The organism is Marinicrinis lubricantis, assembly GCF_042658665.1.
GTDB lineage: Bacteria > Bacillota > Bacilli > Paenibacillales > KCTC-33676 > Marinicrinis > Marinicrinis lubricantis.
Window position 1 is genome coordinate 1 of record NZ_JBHSQV010000027.1, and the last position, 18,644, is coordinate 18,644.

17 protein-coding genes, 1 tRNA gene and 2 rRNA genes are annotated in these 18,644 nt (G+C 45.8%); 18 read left to right on the plus strand and 2 right to left on the minus strand.

Annotated features, from left to right (window positions below; genetic code table 11):
• The 15 genes from ACFPXP_RS03320 to ACFPXP_RS03390 form a co-directional block, all read left to right on the plus strand.
• Positions 1-129: ribosomal RNA gene (locus ACFPXP_RS03320) — 23S ribosomal RNA — on the plus strand; the annotation flags it as partial.
• A gap of 392 nt (positions 130-521) precedes the next feature.
• Positions 522-614, plus strand: a 5S ribosomal RNA gene (gene rrf / locus ACFPXP_RS03325).
• Between the two features lie 319 nt (positions 615-933).
• Complete coding sequence (guaB, locus tag ACFPXP_RS03330; RefSeq protein WP_379892336.1) at positions 934-2,391, plus strand: IMP dehydrogenase; 1,458 nt, start codon at positions 934-936, stop codon at positions 2,389-2,391.
• A gap of 235 nt (positions 2,392-2,626) precedes the next feature.
• A complete protein-coding gene (locus ACFPXP_RS03335) occupies positions 2,627-3,943 on the plus strand; it encodes a D-alanyl-D-alanine carboxypeptidase family protein (RefSeq protein ID WP_379892338.1) in 1,317 nt (438 codons plus the stop codon).
• A gap of 119 nt (positions 3,944-4,062) precedes the next feature.
• On the plus strand, positions 4,063-4,944 hold the full coding sequence (gene pdxS / locus ACFPXP_RS03340; RefSeq protein ID WP_379892340.1) for a pyridoxal 5'-phosphate synthase lyase subunit PdxS: 882 nt from the start codon (positions 4,063-4,065) through the stop codon (positions 4,942-4,944).
• A gap of 40 nt (positions 4,945-4,984) precedes the next feature.
• Positions 4,985-5,560, plus strand: coding sequence for a pyridoxal 5'-phosphate synthase glutaminase subunit PdxT (gene pdxT / locus ACFPXP_RS03345; RefSeq protein ID WP_379892342.1), 576 nt, complete (start codon positions 4,985-4,987; stop codon positions 5,558-5,560).
• Positions 5,561-5,718: 158 nt separating this feature from the next.
• Positions 5,719-6,999 (plus strand): serine--tRNA ligase, encoded by a 1,281-nt coding sequence (gene serS / locus ACFPXP_RS03350; protein WP_379892344.1) that lies wholly within the window; start codon positions 5,719-5,721, stop codon positions 6,997-6,999.
• A 70-nt stretch (positions 7,000-7,069) separates the two neighbouring features.
• Positions 7,070-7,159: transfer RNA gene (locus ACFPXP_RS03355), tRNA-Ser, on the plus strand.
• A gap of 122 nt (positions 7,160-7,281) precedes the next feature.
• Positions 7,282-7,632 (plus strand): hypothetical protein, encoded by a 351-nt coding sequence (locus ACFPXP_RS03360; RefSeq protein WP_379892346.1) that lies wholly within the window; start codon positions 7,282-7,284, stop codon positions 7,630-7,632.
• Between the two features lie 14 nt (positions 7,633-7,646).
• On the plus strand, positions 7,647-7,820 hold the full coding sequence (locus ACFPXP_RS03365) for a small acid-soluble spore protein P (protein WP_379892348.1): 174 nt from the start codon (positions 7,647-7,649) through the stop codon (positions 7,818-7,820).
• Positions 7,821-8,047: 227 nt separating this feature from the next.
• The gene (locus ACFPXP_RS03370) at positions 8,048-8,752 is read left to right on the plus strand and encodes an ATP-binding cassette domain-containing protein (RefSeq protein WP_379892350.1); all 705 of its coding nucleotides are present in this window, start codon (positions 8,048-8,050) and stop codon (positions 8,750-8,752) included.
• Positions 8,745-10,925, plus strand: coding sequence for an ABC transporter permease (locus tag ACFPXP_RS03375; protein ID WP_379892351.1), 2,181 nt, complete (start codon positions 8,745-8,747; stop codon positions 10,923-10,925). Before ACFPXP_RS03370 ends, ACFPXP_RS03375 begins: the two co-directional genes overlap by 8 nt.
• Positions 10,926-10,985: 60 nt before the next feature.
• Positions 10,986-11,564 carry an RNA polymerase sigma factor gene (locus ACFPXP_RS03380; protein WP_379892354.1) on the plus strand — a complete coding sequence of 193 codons (579 nt, stop codon included), beginning with the start codon at positions 10,986-10,988 and terminating at the stop codon, positions 11,562-11,564.
• Positions 11,554-12,375: a hypothetical protein gene (locus ACFPXP_RS03385; protein ID WP_379892357.1), complete on the plus strand. Its 822-nt coding sequence runs from the start codon at positions 11,554-11,556 to the stop codon at positions 12,373-12,375. Before ACFPXP_RS03380 ends, ACFPXP_RS03385 begins: the two co-directional genes overlap by 11 nt.
• Complete coding sequence (locus ACFPXP_RS03390) at positions 12,372-13,232, plus strand: ABC transporter ATP-binding protein (protein ID WP_379892359.1); 861 nt, start codon at positions 12,372-12,374, stop codon at positions 13,230-13,232. The genes ACFPXP_RS03385 and ACFPXP_RS03390 overlap by 4 nt, the downstream gene beginning before the upstream one ends.
• A 39-nt stretch (positions 13,233-13,271) precedes the next feature.
• Here ACFPXP_RS03390 and ACFPXP_RS03395 read toward each other — a convergent pair whose 3' ends face one another.
• Entirely contained in the window at positions 13,272-14,393 is a 1,122-nt protein-coding gene (locus tag ACFPXP_RS03395) for an LCP family protein (protein WP_379892361.1), read from the minus strand.
• 222 nt (positions 14,394-14,615) lie between these two features.
• On the opposite strand from ACFPXP_RS03395, the gene ACFPXP_RS03400 reads away from it, so the two are divergent.
• Positions 14,616-15,689, plus strand: coding sequence for an LptM family lipoprotein (locus tag ACFPXP_RS03400; RefSeq protein WP_379892363.1), 1,074 nt, complete (start codon positions 14,616-14,618; stop codon positions 15,687-15,689).
• A 210-nt stretch (positions 15,690-15,899) separates the two neighbouring features.
• Positions 15,900-17,081 carry a hypothetical protein gene (locus tag ACFPXP_RS03405; protein ID WP_379892364.1) on the plus strand — a complete coding sequence of 394 codons (1,182 nt, stop codon included), beginning with the start codon at positions 15,900-15,902 and terminating at the stop codon, positions 17,079-17,081.
• A 45-nt stretch (positions 17,082-17,126) separates the two neighbouring features.
• Here the strand turns inward: ACFPXP_RS03405 and ACFPXP_RS03410 are convergent, their stop codons facing one another.
• Positions 17,127-17,930 carry an alpha/beta fold hydrolase gene (locus ACFPXP_RS03410; protein ID WP_379892366.1) on the minus strand — a complete coding sequence of 268 codons (804 nt, stop codon included), beginning with the start codon at positions 17,928-17,930 and terminating at the stop codon, positions 17,127-17,129.
• Positions 17,931-18,131: 201 nt separating this feature from the next.
• Here ACFPXP_RS03410 and ACFPXP_RS03415 point away from each other — a divergent pair, with 201 nt between their 5' ends.
• Entirely contained in the window at positions 18,132-18,584 is a 453-nt protein-coding gene (locus tag ACFPXP_RS03415) for a DUF441 domain-containing protein (protein ID WP_379892368.1), read from the plus strand.
• The last annotated feature ends 60 nt before the right edge of the window (positions 18,585-18,644 follow it).

Consider the following 18,644-nt stretch of genomic DNA (forward strand, 5'->3'; position numbering starts at 1 on the left):
GAAGCCCCCCTCAAGATGAGATTTCCCAGTATGTAAGACCCCTTGTAGACGACGAGGTAGATAGGTTCGGGGTGGAAGTGCAGCAATGCATGGAGCTGACGAATACTAATCGGTCGAGGGCTTATCCTACAATACCCAAAAAAGTGACGTGAAGCGCTGTAGCTTATTCAGATACTTTTTCGGGGCCCAACAAGAAATTTGATTTCTACCTTAACGTCACAACAAATACGAATCACATTTGATGTGACAATAGTTCAGAGAAATCAAAAGATACACCTTAATATGACCCTAAAAAGTGATTGTTAGACTTTGTAGTTTAATCAGGTACTTTTCGGGGCCCATACAAAGATTCCATCAGAAATCAAAAGATCGACAACATGTTGATCAACAAGCAACCTTACACTTTCGCATTCAGTTTTGAAGGAGCAAAAAAACGTACCCCACAAAGTGAAGAGAAATCTTCGAGGTGAACAGCCGATTACTTTACGGGGACCCCGAAAAGCTTCTTTAACGAAATATGGTTTGGTAACAATGGCGGAGGGGAACCACGCGTACCCATCCCGAACACGACCGTTAAGCCCTCCAGCGCCNAGAGGAAGAAACTGATGCCGACCTCGAAGTGAAGCGAAGATGGTAATGCTGGGTGCGGAAGGACGCCATCAAGCCAACCAAAGACCTGTGCATCTGCACAGGTCTTTTTTTAATTATTTTATTTTTTATTGAAGTCAGTTAGATTCCGTAATTTACAGTTGATACATAAATCTAATGAAGCACACAATAATTACACGATTTTGATAACTGAAAATCGATTCATTTATGACATCGTCTTTAACAACAAGGATTGTTCTTGACATGAAAAATACCCGTTTGATAAGATTGCAATAATATATAGCAGGGAAACGGTTTTATATATCAAGCAAGGAGGACATTTTCGTGTGGGAGTCTAAGTTTGTAAAGGAAGGGTTAACCTTCGATGACGTACTGCTTGTTCCAAGAAAATCTGAGGTTTTCGGTAAACAAATTGATATTTCGACGAAGCTGGGTGAGACGCTGCAGCTAAATATTCCACTGATCAGTTCAGCGATGGATACGGTAACGGAATCCAAGCTGGCGATCGCGATTGCTCGTGAAGGTGGAGTCGGTATTATTCACAAAAACATGTCCATTGAGCAGCAAGCGGAAGAAGTGGACCGCGTTAAACGTTCGGAGAGCGGAGTTATTACAAATCCATTTTCCTTAACGCCGAATCATCATGTATATGATGCTGAAGAATTAATGGGCAAATATCGAATTTCCGGTGTTCCTATTGTGGACGAGCAAAACAAGTTGGTTGGCATCATTACAAACCGTGATCTTCGCTTTGTTCATGATTTTTCGATCAAAATTAGCGATGTCATGACTAAGGAAAATCTAGTTACAGCACCTGTTGGAACTACACTGCAGCAGGCAGAAGTCATCCTTCAGCAGCATAAAATTGAAAAGCTGCCCCTTGTGGATGAGAATAACGAATTAAAAGGACTCATTACCATTAAAGATATTGAGAAAGCTATTCAATTCCCGAATGCAGCGAAGGATAAACACGGTAGATTGCTTGTGGGCGCAGCTGTCGGCGTATCGAAGGATGCACATGAACGTGCAGCAGCGCTGGTTGATGCAAGCGTAGATGTGATTACCGTCGATTCTGCACATGGTCATCATATTAACATCTTGAACCTTGTGAAGGAATTAAGGGATAAATATCCGGATCTTCCGATCATCGCGGGCAACGTTGCAACAGCAGAAGCAACAGAGGATTTGATCAAAGCAGGTGCTTCGATCGTAAAGGTTGGTATTGGTCCAGGATCTATCTGTACCACTCGTGTCATTGCAGGAATTGGGGTACCGCAAATTACGGCGATTTACGATTGCGCCACGGTCGGTCGGAAGTACGGTGTGCCAGTCATCGCCGATGGAGGTATTAAATACTCCGGTGATGTGACCAAGGCGATTGCAGCAGGCGCCAGTGCGGTAATGATCGGCAGCTTGTTTGCAGGTACAGAGGAAAGTCCGGGCGAGTCGGAAATTTACCAAGGCCGCCGGTTCAAAGTATATCGCGGTATGGGTTCATTAGGCGCGATGAAGGAAGGAAGTAAAGACCGTTACTTCCAAGAAAATGAAAGCAAGCTTGTTCCAGAAGGAATTGAAGGACGGGTACCGTATAAAGGACCTCTGGCAGATACGATTTATCAATTAATCGGCGGACTTCGTTCGGGGATGGGTTACACCGGTTCACATACGATTGAAGAGCTGAAGAACGATACGCAGTTCATTCGTATTACGAACGCAGGTCTCAGAGAGAGCCATCCGCATGACGTTCAAATTACGAAGGAAGCCCCAAACTACTCGATGTAATCAATAACTGCATACCTAAGACAGGGAATGTTTCCCTGTCTTTTTTTGCATCTTTGCATATGGTACAATTAGACCGTTGCAACCGAAAGGCCGTGAATGTCGTTATATTAGAGAGAGAATCGTTCAAGCTATGGCCACATGAACAGAACAGACGACACTGACAACACACAGCACATGGGCTTTCTTGGGACAAGCGTCACGGAAGACAATAATAATGCATAGGGAGAGGAAAAGGTTGTTACGAAAATTAAAAAAAGTAACGGTATCGATTTGCTTGTTGATCATGATTCAATTAATGGGACTGAGTATCTTGTCGCCGAGTACAAGCTTTGCAGCGGAAATTCCTACACCGAGTTTGCAGGTGAAATCGGCTATATTGATTGAAGCAAGTACGGGACAAGTTTTATATAGTTTGAACGCAGATGAAGCTAGACCGCCTGCCTCGATGGCAAAAATGATGACGGAGTATGTTGTCATGACGGCAATTAAGGAAGGCCGAATTACACCAGAAGATCAAGTGACGATAAGCCATTATGCTGCGGAGGTTATCGGTTCAGGACAGCAGCTAGCAGAAGGAAAACAGTTTACCGTTCGTGATTTGCTTCGTAATATGATTATTTATTCCGGTAATGACGCAGCGGTTGCTTTAGCTGAATATGTTGGAAATGGCAGCGAAACGAATTTCGTTCAGATGATGAATGAAGCGGCCAAAGAAATGGGTCTGTCGGATACGGCATACTTCGCAAATGCGACGGGGCTAAGCAACGCTGAGGATTTAGGACAATTTGCTCCTGATGTACCGGGTGAAACGATGATTTCCGCAGAAGACGTTGCAAAGCTCGCACGCAGATTGATAACGGACTTCCCAGAGTCTTTGGAGTTTTCCAGTATTCCAAGAACCACGCTTCATGAAGATGATCCGAATTCTACGCAAATTGACAACTGGAACTGGATGCTTGAGGGCTGGAAGGAATATAACAATAATTTCTCTGCTTATGCGTACGATGGCATGGATGGCCTTAAGACAGGTCACACCGATGAGGCGGGATACTGCTTCACAGGTACGGCAGAAAGAGACGGTATGCGTCTAATCAGCGTCGTGATGGGTGCAGCGAATGAACCAGAGCGATTTAATCAAACCCGTGTGCTGATGGACTATGGTTTTAATAACTTTGAAATGAAGACGATTCTTGCCGCAAAATCAAAAGTTGAAGCGTTGGAAACCGTACATGTGAAAAAAGCAAAAGATACCGATGTACCGGTTGTCGTTTCTGAAGGGGTTGTATTCGCAGTTCGTAAAGGTGAGGTAGATGACGCCTTTAAACTGGAAGCAAGCCCTATGGATGAAAAGGAATTAGTCGCCCCGATTAAAGAAGGGGATAAGGTCGGCCAGGTTACCGTAACCTATAATGGACCGAATGGTGAAGTAAAACAAACCGTAGACTTGCTGGCGGCTGAGGATGCCGATAAAGCGAACTGGTTTATTCTGCTGATGAGAGCCATTAAGGAGTTTTTCGTCAATTTGATTGACAGCATCAAAAATTTATTTTAAGAACTGACCGTTATTCCTAGCGAACAGGTTGTATAATTATACCTGTTGCTGTAAAATTTCATGTTAGTAGTTTATTCGAGATGGACATAGATCCGGATAAAAATCGGGAGGAAATGAACATGGAAACAGGTACATCCGTCGTTAAAAAAGGTATGGCCGAAATGCAAAAAGGCGGCGTCATCATGGACGTTATGAATGCGGAGCAAGCAAAAATTGCAGAGGCAGCCGGTGCCTCAGCGGTTATGGCATTAGAGAAGATCCCTTCAGAAATTAGAGCAACGGGCGGCGTAGCCCGCATGGCTGATCCTCGGATCGTAGAAGAGGTCATGAAGGTCGTTTCGATTCCCGTCATGGCGAAGGCTAGAATTGGACATTATGTAGAAGCTAAAGTTCTGGAAAGCCTGGGTGTGGACTACATCGATGAAAGTGAAGTTTTGACTCCAGCCGATGAAGTGTATCATATTGAAAAGTCCAAATTCACGGTACCGTTTGTATGCGGAGCGAAAGATATCGGCGAAGCACTGCGCAGAATTGGTGAAGGGGCTTCGATGCTTCGTACGAAGGGTGAGCCTGGAACAGGCAACGTCGTTGAAGCGGTCCGCCACCTGCGTATCATTAATTCGCAAATTCGCAAAATCCAAGGTCTTTCCAAGGATGAATTAATGGTTGAAGCGAAAAACCTGGCTGCTCCATACGATTTAGTATTGTATGTGCATGAGCACGGCAAGCTTCCTGTCGTGAACTTTGCTGCTGGTGGAGTTGCGACTCCGGCTGATGCTGCATTAATGATGCATTTAGGAGCAGACGGCGTATTTGTAGGATCGGGTATCTTTAACTCCGAGAACCCAGAGAAATTCGCTAAAGCGATCGTTGAAGCTACAACGCACTATGAAGACTATGAACTGATCGCAAGAGTATCCACGGATTTGGGTACACCCATGAAAGGAATTGAAATCTCCAGCTTGCAGGCTTCCGAACGGATGCAGGATCGCGGTTGGTAATCAAAGGACACAACGGTTTGACCAGGAAGAAGGAACAGCGATGAAGATAGGCGTATTGGCGCTTCAGGGCGCAGTTGCTGAACATATTCGTATGATCGAGCAGGCCGGTGCTGAAGGCGTTGTCGTGAAGAAGACGTCCCAATTGGACGATATTCAAGGGATCATTGTCCCGGGTGGAGAAAGCACGACCATCGGCAAATTAATGCGGACCTATGGATTTATTGATGCACTCAAAAGCTTCTCCGAGCAAAAAAAGCCGATTTTCGGTACATGCGCAGGCTTAATTGTGCTTGCAAAAGAGATCGCGGGCGGTGAAGAGCCTCATCTTGGCCTGATGGATATGACGGTTCAGCGCAATGCCTTCGGAAGGCAGCGGGAAAGCTTTGAGACGGATTTGGATATCAAAGGCATTGACCACCCTGTGCGGGCCGTATTTATTAGGGCACCGCTTGTACTGGATGTGAAATCGGAAGTAGATGTGCTTTCGATATACAAAGAACAGATGGTCGCGGTTCGTCAAGAACATTTGCTGGCCTCTTCGTTCCATCCCGAACTCACACAGGATGCTTCGATGCATCAATACTTCGTAGACATGGTTCGTCAGTATCAGACTTAAACGCTGGACGTACAGCATTTTAAGCGAAGCCATTTTTAAATATAGTTCGATGAAAGCACCTTGCAGATAAGGTGCTTTCTCGGTACATAGTTCTATTAAGATATAGATCAGTCGAAAAACATTGACCGTAAAGAGTCTCCTTGCAGGAGGGAACAATCGTGCTTGACGTAAAAAAAATTAGAAATGAGACCGAGGCGGTCGAGCAAGCCTTAGCCAATCGCGGGGCGTCGCTGGATGATATTCATCGATTTGTTGAACTGGACCGTCAAAGAAGAGAAATGCTTCAAGAAGTAGAGCAATTAAAAAGCCGCAGAAACTCAGTGTCTCAGGAAATTGCCCAAAAGAAAAAGGCAAAGGAAGATGCGGAAGATCTCATTACCGAGATGCGGGAAGTTTCGGATCGCATTAAAGCGATGGATGATGAAGTACGTACCATCGAAGAGCAGCTTGAACCGATCGTATTGTCGATTCCCAATATCCCTCATGAATCTGTGCCCGTCGGTGCATCAGAGGATGACAATGAGGAAATTCGGAAATGGGGCGAGCCGCTGGACTATGCTTTCGAACCGAAGCCGCATTGGGATATCGCAGAGGCGTCCGGAATATTGGATTTTGAAGCGGCTGCCAAAGTAACGGGATCTCGCTTTGTCTTTTACAAAGGACTGGGTGCCAGACTGGAAAGAGCGCTGATCAATTTTATGATGGATCTGCACAGCACCGAACACGGATATACCGAGATGCTGCCTCCGCTTATGGTTAATCGCGACAGCATGACGGGTACTGGACAACTTCCGAAGTTCGAAGAGGATGCGTTCAAAGTAGGGAATACGGATTATTTCATGATTCCGACGGCTGAAGTGCCGGTGACGAATTTCCACAGGGAAGATATTTTATCCATTGATGATCTTCCAAAATATTACGTGGCTTTCTCACCATGCTTCAGGTCTGAGGCAGGATCTGCAGGAAGGGATACACGGGGGCTGATCCGCCAGCATCAATTCAACAAGGTAGAGATGGTCAAGCTGGTGCTGCCGGAGCATTCGTATGATGAGCTGGAATCATTGACTGCGAATGCGGAGAAGGTGCTGCAGCTGCTTAAGCTGCCTTATCGTGTGATTACGCTTTGCACCGGAGATATCGGCTTCTCTGCTGCCAAAACGTATGATATTGAAGTATGGATGCCAAGTATGAAGACGTATCGGGAAATATCGTCCTGCAGCAATTTTGAAGATTTCCAAGCAAGAAGAGCAAATATCCGTTTTCGCAGAGAACCGCAAGCCAAGCCGGAATTCGTTCATACGTTGAATGGATCGGGACTTGCCATCGGCAGAACGGTTGCAGCTATTCTGGAAAACTTCCAGCAGGAAGACGGCCGTGTGGTCATTCCTGAGGTGCTCGTACCTTATATGGGCGGCGTAAAGGAAATTAGCATAAACTAACACTTGCTTCACAATCACCACATATGATAAAATGCTTTCTGTCACCAATTGTTGTGGCAGAAGCGATCACGGAGAGGTGGTCGAGTGGTTGAAGGCTCTGGTCTTGAAAACCAGCGAAGGGGTAACTCTTCCGTGGGTTCGAATCCCACCCTCTCCGCCATTACTTTTATATATTACATACCGAACAGTAAGGAGCGCGATGAGCGCTCTTTTTTTATCTTTTGTTCCGGCTGCATAAAAGAAAGGAATATACGGCAACTTATAGGTAGTGGAGGTGTTGTTATGTCTGAGAATCAGACCGTTCTATCTGTGAACCGAAATGAGCTGGTTGGGGCATGGCAGAGGATTTTGCCTGAGATGTTGAATGAATCGGATGAATGCAATATTATATTGGACCAAGCTGATCCGGACTGCTTAAGAATTACTATTGAAACGGCGGGTCACAGTAAATATTCATTTGACTTCAAATGTACGTATATGGATGAACGTGAAGTAAAGGTGGAGCTGGTGGATGTCGAACAAGACGGAGTCCACGTGGATGAGAGGCAGGAAATTATTCAATCGCTTATTGAAGACTATGTACGACATATTCATGAATGTGCGCAAAGCGTGCAGCAATTAACTAATGCTTGAGGAGGCACACGTGAATGAGCCGTTATGAAGAAAAGCATGCAACACCGCCGAACCCTCATGAAATGACGAATCGGCATGATGATCCAGAGCTGGTTACGAGTGAGGGTCCGATGCTTGGTTCAAAGCAAGTAAAGCAGGCGAACCATTCGAGACAGAAGCAGCAGAGCGAAGGATCTGGCGATCTTTAAATCGATATAGCGGATAAGCCTTTGGGTGTGATGGCCCAAGGGCTTTTTTATTTCCCCTTTAAGGTATAGAAGTGATTCAAACGCAATAAAATCCATCTCGATATTGGAAAATGGATGAGGGGATGGACCTTTCTGCATGGAATGGATACAACTTTTAAAGGACCATGTTCGTTATCATGTTAGAATATAGAAAAGGATGTCATCATGAAGGAAGGAGGGATGTATCCATGATTCGGATATTGGACGTATCCAAACAGTATGACCGAGAAACGCTCGTGCTGCAGCAAATTGAATTGCATATGAAGACCGGTGTAATGGGGCTGCTTGGCTTTAATGGAGCGGGGAAGTCGACCCTGCTAAAAATTATGGCTGGCATTGAGGAACCGACAGCGGGTGATGTGATGATTTGCGGTTATAGTGTTCGGTCAGAACCAGACGAGGTACGTTCCCGTATCGGATACCTCCCACAGCATTTTGAAATGTACCCTCATTTAACCGGCAGGGAAATGCTGGATTATGCTTGCACGTTGAAAGGCATTCGAAGCAGAAAGAAGCGAAAGGAAATCGTAACCCGACTGCTATATGAGTTAAACCTGGAAGCGAAAGCGAAGGATAAAATAAAAACATATTCCACCGGAATGAAACAACGGCTTGGATTGGCTCAGGCCATGATTGGCGAGCCCCCGGTACTCATCATAGATGAACCGACCGTCGGATTGGATCCGGAGGAAAAAATGAGAGTCCGCAAATTGCTTGCTGCTTATGGAAGAGAGCATACGGTAGTGCTCTCCACACATATTTTGTCCGATGTAGAAAACTGTTGTACACATGCTGCCGTATTAGATGAAGGGAAAATTCGGTGGTTTGGCATACCGGACTGCAAAAGCGAATACCGGGAAATCTTGATGGAGGGACATCATAGACATGCGTAAATGGTGGTCGGTGCTTATATATGAGCTTCGCTCCATTCCGTGGTATCTGCTGCCGCTTCCAGTGGTATACGGAATATGGATGTTCATTGAATTATCGTGGATTGAAACATACCCTTCGGAAAGTCTTCATTATCAGGCCTATAAATTTCATTATGCATATCAAAATTTAAGCTTAGGCATTGCGATGTTTTTAGGCATCTACTTGCTTAGAAGAGACATACAGCGTTCCAGCTATGAATGGTTAAGAAGCTATCCGGTTGGAGAGACGGCGATCATTTTCAGCAAATATGCGGCAGGATGGCTGTATCTTAGTCTTTATACGGCAGCGATGTCTTTGGTCTATGTGATCTATGCGTATGCATCTCAACGATATGGTTCTTGGGTTTGGCAAGAAGTGCTCCAAACGGCTGTTCAATATGAATGGTCTTATGGTGTTACCCTTGCTCTAGGGATGGCCTTGGCGGCCTGCATACCGAATCGGATCAGTTACATTATTGGATTTTGTGCTTGGATGTTCGGCACGTATTTTTTGGATCTCGTCATCCTTACTTCTTATCAGGAGCTGCAGTATAAACCATTTCATTTAAGCCAATTTACGATGGAGAGCCTTTATTTAAACTATGAAGTATGGTCACCCTCCTTTCTTCGAGAGGAGACAAGGGCGATCCGTTGGATTGTTGTCGCATTTATCGTCATGATGCTGGCACTTATGATTGTGCTGGAGAAGCGCAAAAGGGCGCAAAGACATAAAAAACGCTGGATCATCATGCTGACTGTAGTCATTGCAGCGAATGTCGCCGCCTATGTACCTTACTATGGTATTTGGAGTGAAAACGAGGCGAATGTTCAAGCCAAACGAAACACGGCACCTGTAACAGCCTCGATCGACGACCAAAAAGTGACCTTATTTTCGGTTGAGCGATATATATTGGAGGGTACGCGCACGGGAAACCGCAGTGTGCTGTGGCACGCAGAGCTGACAGTGAATAAGGCAGAGCTGCTGGAAAATGAAACGATCAAGTTTACATTAAATCGGAATTTCGATCTGCAGGCGGTCTGGATGGATAACAAGAAGCTAGATCACTATCAGCGTCAAGGGGATACCATCGAGATACCTTATCTGGTTAAAGCAGGGGATTCCGAGGCAATGAAGATTCACTTCTACTATAGCGGCAGTATTTATTCCAAATTGCATGATGGAAGCAAGGAATTAATGGAGGCTTTTATCGATGGAGATGATGTGCTGCTGCCTGCTCAATACGCGTGGTATCCGCTTCCCGGCGAGTATTCATTGTATAACAAATCACCCTTTGAGGGTGTAAGTGTGCAATCGCTCATCGAATGGATGCCGCGCAGCGATTTTGAGCTCCGATTGCAAGGATTCCCTGAACATTTGATTGTCACAGGAAATTCGGTTTCTTCGACCCCAGATTCGGATACGGACGGCTTTAAGCAGTACATTCAGTCGGATACACGGGGAATCCATTTGTTATCGGGTTCGTTCGAAGTGGTCCAGACTGCATCCGATCCGCTGAAGGTCATTGCTGCGCCAAGTCTCCGAAGCGAGGCCGAGCAGTTATTAGAACAGCTGCTGAGCAGAAAACATTACTTCGAGTCATGGCTTGAAGGAGATTTGAATCAAATTACGCAAGTGGTGATCGTTCCATTTTGGCAAATCGCCGGGTGGGAGCAGATTTCGGATTATCAGGTCATGGGAAATACACTCTTCATCTCCGAGCGATGGTATGGCCTGGACTCCTATTCAATGGAAAAGGCCATCTATGCGATACTTTTTGGAGATCCGCGAATAGAGTTATCGTATGCGTTTCCGTATGGCGGGGAGAATGCCTCACTGATCGGAGAAGTACGCCAGATGATTTCTTACATGTATTATAGAGACGCTTTAGGTGAATCGCCAGTGCAGATTAAGCGCAGAGGACTGTATTATCTTGAACGGGCCGTTTCGGAAACAGACGAAAAGGGAAAAGAGGATCATTTTCCGTTTCAAATGCTGAAGCGAATCAATGCAGAGATCGAAAATGGCAATACGCCTCGGGTGAAGCAGGTTTTAAATGATTTTTACAAGCAAGGGTTATGGATTGATCCTGTAGGAAGAGAGCCTTACGCTATCATTACACGAGAGCAATGGATGGAGCAGTGGCAGCACAGGTGAGGAAGGAAAACATCTCAGAGAAGCACAAGATGCATTACAATCATCGAAGGAGGGAAAGCCGTGCTGACAGATGATCAATTAGTAAAACGAATCGCAGCGGGGGATCAAGCAGCCTTCGAAACATTGATTCATCGTTATCATGCTCCCTTGCAGGGATATTTGGAACGAATGCTGCAGGATGCAGGAAAAGCGGAAGATTTTACGCAGGAAACCTTTGTAAGGTTGATACGGCAGCTGAGAACGGGGCGGATCCCCGAGCAAATTGTACCTTGGCTGTATCGGGTTGCATCGAATTTATGCAAGGATTTCTGGAAAAGCTTGAAATATAAATATGAGAATAAGTCAGAGTCGGTAGAGGATAAGGAGTACCGCGACAAGAAACCCTCCGTGGTTGAAATATACGAACGGCAGGAAACGCGCAAGGAACTGCTGGATATGCTGGGGCAGCTCTCTGAAACGCAAAGGCAGATTGTCATTCTCCGATTTTATCAGGATTTGAAAATACAAGATATCGCAGACATTATGGGCATGAATCTGAGCGCAACAAAAACAAGCTTATATAACGCACTGAAAAAATTAAAAAAGTATATGCTCCAGCACGAAGATCGATTAGAGGAGGCGGGATGGTATGAGCGGTAATATGGATCAAGAATTGCAAGGGATAGAAGCAGAATTGAAAAGCCGATTGGATCGATATTTGGTGAGGACGCCGAATCGTGAGGATACGCAGCGATTGATCGACAGTCTTCAGGACGAATTTGATCTATTAAAAGCACAGCAAGCAGAGATGGAAGCGCCAGAGTCGCCGCGTCCGATCTCGATATGGAAGCTGTGCAGCCTGCAGCTGTCTTCTTATTCGTATTCATTCTGGGCTTCCGCGCTGTTTCTGTTTATCATGATTACATTAATGATGAAAGTGAACATCATGCAGGGGTCGTTTGGCGATCAAGATGTCTATTCCTTGTTTGTTCCATTGATTTTTATTATTTCATTCTTGTACGGCAACCGGTCATGGAGCAAGGAAATGCGGTTGCTGGAGGCCGTAACACCTTATCCGCCTATCGTGACGCTGCTCGCGAGAATTACGATTGTACTAGGCATGTGTGTTGTGTTCGGTATCGTGGGAACCATTTATTTGGCATGGTCCGTAGAAGAGCTTAATTGGATGATGTTTATCTTAGGCTGGCTTAGTCAAATGCTGCTCATTTCCGGGATGACGACCTATTCCGCCTTTCGTCTGGGGGCTAAATGGGGGCTTATTCCTCCAGCAATGCTCTGGGTGGTCTTGAACTTTTTTCATTCCTGGTCATCCATGCAATCCTGGGAAGGATCAGGAAGTGGGGCTGTGGTCGACGCTTGTTCTCTGCTTGTAGGAGTCCTCTTATTCGCTGCAGCCTATCGGAGGGGCTTTAGGCCGTCTTTGAAGCAAAAGGGCTGGAGAACACCATGATTGCTATTCATGGCTTGAAATATCGGATGAAGGCATTCCAGCTTCACATCGAGCGGTTGGAGCTGATGACCGGTCTTACCCTGCTGGTTGGAAAGAATGGAGCGGGAAAATCGTCCCTATTGAAACTGCTCGCAACGGCATGCTCACCTGGGGAGGGACAGATCATATATGACGGGTATGAATCCAAGGGGCACATCCCTGTCGTTAGAAGCCAAATTGGTTATGTACCTAGTCATGTAGAGCTGTATGGAGATATGAATCCACAGCAGTTTTTGCAATATTTCGCTCAGCTGAAAGGAATCGATACCAGGTCTGATAAAGACCCGATTACGTATTGGATGGAAAGGTTAGAAATCGATCAGTATAAGCATAAGAAGCTGAAAAAATGTTCTTTAGGCATGCAGCATAGAGTATTGTTCGCTCAAGCGCTGCTTGGCAGGCCCCGATATATACTGCTGGATGAGCCGCTGAATTATTTGGATCAGCGGGAGCGGGAGAGGATGATGGACATTTTGTCGGAGCTTTCCCCAAATCGTCTCATTGTCGTGGCATCCCATGAGTTGAATGAATGGGCTCGTCTAGCAAGTCGTATTATTTGGCTGGATCAAGGGGAGATTCGTTTTGAGGGTTCACCGCAGCAATGGGTCATGCCTTGCAATAAGAATATATGGGAAGGCTGGATTGATCTAGATCAATCCTTTTCCTGTTTCGAAAAAGAGGGTTTGGTGTCTTACAGAGAAATTGGCGGCAGGGCACATTTGGTCTGGATTGGACAAGAGCCGCCATTCAGCGGTCTGGCCAATAAAATTCCGGACTGGGAGGAAGCCTACTTGGTCCGAAGCCGCATCAGAATTTGAGCCTTAATCCATAAGATATTAGGACAGAAGCCCCTTAGATTAAGGGGCTTCTAATGTCATATCGGTTACAGAAGGACTTGCTTCCTGCTCGGATCCCGGGGAATCGGAAAGGACATCCAGCGAGGCAAATTGGCTTCGAATTTGTTCCATCTGTGTCTCCTCTATATAAACATATGGCGATTCCCAAGTTCCTTCTACAGCAATGGAATGAATCGAGCTGCTGTCAAAGGTCCCGTAGTAATCCCGAATCATGGACATCATCTTCGTTTTACTTATATCCGTCTTAAAGTTAGAGGATACTTGATCCAGCAGATCAAACATCTTCGTTACACTGTTCCATGATGTCAGCTCATCGATTAAAGCGGAGATCACTTGCTGCTGCCTATTCCCTCTTTCAAAGTCATTCGAATAGTAGGCAGTACCTCGATTATCCTGCCGAAAGCGAGCGTAATTCAGTGCATCTCTTCCGTTCAATATATGGGTACCCGGCTCCAAATGAATATGTGTATCATCTGCCTGTGAGTCATAATGCATCGAACGTTCCACCTCTACCTCAATGCCTCCCACCGCATCCACTAATGAAACGACGGTCTCGAAATTGACGAGAAACGTATGGTCAATTTGAATATCCAGTACTTCTTCAACAGACTCCCGCGCAAGTACCATGCCGGAAGTAATATATTCTTCCGGAAGCTCGATTTCTCCCAATGTGACCTTGCTGCCAGATAATCGTTCCGGCTGTTCTCTTGCGATGTGTACGGCCTGCATATAGCCGCTGGCGAATACAGAGTTGATTTTTGCGGGTCCGTCCGAGAGCTCGACTCTAAGGTCACGGGGAATGGAAACCAGTTTGACGGTTTTGGTGTCTGGAATGACGTGAGCCGCAATTAATGAATCCGTATTCAGCGTAAGACTATTGCCCCGAGAATCAATACCTACTAATAATATGTAGAAATCCGTAGGTTTCTCCTCCACGGTTACGGTTTGCTTTACAGCGTCTCTATCTTGAATTCGCTGCGTCGTTTCTTCATTGAGCAATGTACGATCCGAATCGACTACCATTTCATCCAGGCTGGAATTAATCTTCCATGCGACTGCGATGACGAGGAGGACAAGCACGCATAAGCTGATCAGCGCAAATTTTTTCAGTTTCGTTTTCATCGTTCTCACATTCCTATCCGGGTGTATTTCATCTGATCTATGTTCTTTATTTACCAAAATTAGACGATTGATTTCCTGAAAAAGTTGCAACTTTCCAGCATATGGGACGTATAAGTTGTATAGAATTGGCCGATCCGTCCATAAAAAAACTGTTGCTTTTCTGAACTAACCTGTATAGGATGTAGATTGTAAATCTTTTTAAAATATGGGGAGGAGAAACCTTTGAGAAAATATTTCGGACTTTTTACCGCAATGCTGCTGGTATTTACACTTGTGCTTGCAGGCTGCGGCAGCAAAGGGGAACAATTAGAGCCGAAGGCTGCGCTAGAGAAGGCTGTTAATGCAGCGATGGAACTTGAATCTTACGGTTTCAAAGGGAAAATGAAGCTGAATATAGAGCTGCCGCCGGAAATATTAGAGGCGGATCCGGATGCTGGAATGGCGTTCCAAATGCTTCAAAGCACAGAGCTTGTTGTATCGGGGGTATATCAGAAAGAACCGATGCAGAGTGAGATCACTGTAGATTTGAACATGGGAGATATGAAATTCAGCATTCCAATGGTCATGAAAGAGAAAACCTTATACGTGAAGGTTCCAGATATCCCAATGATCAGCATGTTCCTGCCGCCGGATTTGATTGGAAAATATATCGAGATAGATCTGGAAGAGCTTGCTGAATTAAGCGGGGGAGAGCTTCAAACGGATAGCATCGATTGGGAGACCCAGCAAAAGCTGACGATCGATATGTTTGACGCATTGTTAAGCAGCTTTGATGAAAAAACGTATTTCAAAAACTATGCAGCAGATGACGTTGAACTGCCTTCCGGTGTGGAAGCAGAGCAAGTCGTTAAATTCCAAGTGAATAATGACAATTTTGATGATGCGGTAGAAACATTCATTACGAAAGCATTACCTGCGGTTATCGATGTATTGTCCAAACAAGAATACCTTGATGCACTTGGCTTGGAAAAATCGGATCTCGATCAAGTCAAAGAAGATATTGAATTGACGGATGAGGAAATTGCCGATGGTATTAGTGAAATGAAAGAGACGGTCAAAATCAATGATTTGAGCATTACGACGGCAATGGATGAAGACTATCATCTGCCATACATCGAGTTCAATATCGATACAGATGTAACGGATGCAGGTCAAACGGGAAATATTACTTTCAATTATTCCATGGAAATGACGAACATCAACAAAGAGCAAACCTTCGAAATCGGAGTTCCTAGCGGTGATGATGTGATCGATATTATGGAATTGGAGCAAATGTTCTACGAAATGGAATATTAATAAACAGCAGAGACGAGAGCGAGAACGATTTGCCTTCATTTCTGCAAATGCTCAAAACACGAGGCCCGCTTGAAGCGGGTCTTGTTGTTTTTGATGCTTGCTGCAGCGCGATCCGGTTAGAAACGTTTATATCGCTAACAGCGTCTATACATAGGAAGGGATAACGAGAACATTGTGAGCATGATGAAGAATAGAAGTGGGGGAACGAGGTTGAAAAGAACGTGGAAATGGTGGCTGAGCTTGATGATCATGTGCATCGTATTAGCCGCTTGCCAAAACGATGAGCAGCCGGAAAATGAATCGGAAAATCAAGTCGAAGTTGAAATGACGAACAATGAAGAGGCTGCCGCTGATCGGGAAGCATTGCGGCAGCAGCAGTTTGAAGATTCACTCGCAGCATCGTACCAAATAAGCAAGGAAGAAACATATCAGCTGCCGGTGTCCGCAATACTGCATGAACAGCCTGCTGCTGCTACCTCTTCCAGCTATGTTCATGAATTAGAGCAAGGGGATGAGGTCGCTGTCATCGGAGCACTAGAGGAAATGGTGCAGGTGGTAAGTGGAGACAAGTCCGGGTGGATTGCGGCATGGCTTTTGACCAGCGATGCGAAGCAAATCAAGCAAGTCGAACCTTATGAAATGATCGTGGGAACACCCGTCGTTTTCAGTATGTATCCCGATCAGGAAACACCGTATGGTTTTGAGTTAGCTGAAGGCAAAGTCGTCCAAGTACACAGAGAGTATGAGGATTGGGTCGACGTTCGTTATATAAGTGGTGAAAGTGCTTATTTGGATAACCACTGGATTCCTAAATCTGCTCTTGTCCCTTACGAGCCGGAATTGGCGAAGGATGGATTGGTAAAGCCGGGAACGGAGTATTGGCTGGATTTTCAATTTGGCGTATGGGTGACAGGCGCGACGGAAACAGAGCTGGAAGTTGAAGGTCCTGGAGGGGCAGGCGGAACGATCGCAAAGGAGGATTTCATTCCGAATCCTTTCACAAAACCGATGCTGTCCATCCGTTATATCCCCCCTATGAATATGACCCAAAACTGGCAGGTTGCCGGATTTGATGGCGAGCAGGTGATCTTGAAGCAGAACAATCTGGAGATTGGAGAAGGGGCTTCTTCGGAGGAAACGGCTGCAGAAGAGAAGAGAGAGATTTCAGCATTAATCAATCAAGTCACAGGTTTCGGATCGTATCCGTTTCAATTTTACTTGCAATTCGATACCGTGGAGATCGAGCTCTCCAGTTCTGAAGAATTTAAGCAGCAATTCGAGAGTGATGCTTCTTTTCGTATGATGTTGAATGAAATGCTGCATCAGCCATTGACTCATCTTCCGATAGATTTGACATTAACACCCGAGTACATGAGTGAAGCGCTGAAATAAAATAGGGAGCGGCGGCTTGGAAATAGCCTGCCGCTCCTTCTGCTTTTAACGAGAAAAGCAATGGATCGCAAATTGCTGGATGATTTCGCTGATTTGTTTCGGGTTCTCGTACATGCTCATATGTCCGCAGTTGTGCAGTACCGCATGACGCACATGTTCTTCCGTGACGGAGAGAGCCTTTTCGAGTGGAACGATGCGGTCTTGATCCCCTGCAGCCAGCAGAACTGGGACCTTCGCGTCTGCAATGATGCTGTTACGATCCGGGCGGCCGCGCATGGCCTCAAGCGTAGCTACAGCTCCTTCGGAGTCCGTGCCGTAGCCAATTTGAATGGCCGTGTCCAGCTGCTCCGCCATTGGCTGAACATGTGCTTCGGCGAACAGCTTTGGGATGAGCTGATCGACGTAAGCTTCAAGGCCGTCATGTCGGATCGATTCCATCGCAAGAAGGCGGTTGTTCTTCGCTTCTTCGGAGTCCGGATATGCGGTAGAATGAATTAATCCGAATCCTTTCAATCGTTCCGGATACGCTTCTGCGAAGGCCAAGGTGGTATAGCCGCCTAAGGAATGACCGAGCATGACGACGGGAGGGGCATCCAGCTGGTTAAGCAGTTCATGAATATCTTGGGCTAGATCGTTGATAGCATAAGGTCCTTGAGGTGCGAAAGAGCCGCTGTGTGCTCGCAGGTCAGGAGCAATGCAGCGGAATTGCGAAGACAAGAGCGGGATGACCTGATCCCAGTAGTCCGCACTTCCGCAAAATCCATGGATAAGGACGAGTAGTGGACCGCTCCCTTCATCGGCGTATGGATAAGGGCGTCCTGCGATCTGTACCGTTTTACGGTTTAGCATGAGGATCTTTCCTTTCCTTTTTTACTTATTGTAACCTAAAGCATCATTTTGGTGCATGCAAGCATAGAGCTTCAGCTTCAGGGTAGTTTTTCTTCGGATATGTAAGGAGTATGATAGAGAAGGTATGGAGTTATGCTAAGAGTCGGTAATGATTTTGAAGGTTGTGAAGGAAAAAGGAAATAAGAGAGGGGTGAAAGGCTTATGGCAGGTATTGATATTCCAGCGCTTACGCTGCTGCTGTTAGCGGCGCTAGGCATTGTCAGCAAGAATGCGACAGTGACGATTGCCATGGTTGTATTGCTGCTGCTTCGCTTGCTGCACGCAGACAAAGCATTTCCGTTTCTTGAAAAGCACGGCATTACGATTGGTGTCATTATTTTGACGATCGGCGTCATGTCTCCTATTGCGAGCGGAAGAATTACCTTTCAAGATATGGCCAAAAGTTTCACCAACATTCAGTCGCTGCTTGCGATTGGAATTGGCATTTTTGTAGCCTACATGGGTTCGAGAGGCGTCTCACTGATGAGTGCGAATCCGCTCATTGTGACCGGTATTTTAATCGGAACGATATTAGGAGTCGCCTTGTTTAAAGGAGTGCCGGTGGGACCGCTCATTGCAGCCGGACTCTTGTCTTTGTTGATCGGTAAGCAGTAGAAGATGTACGCAGCACTGGAAAGGATTTGGCAACGACACCATACATTACTTGCAGAGGGA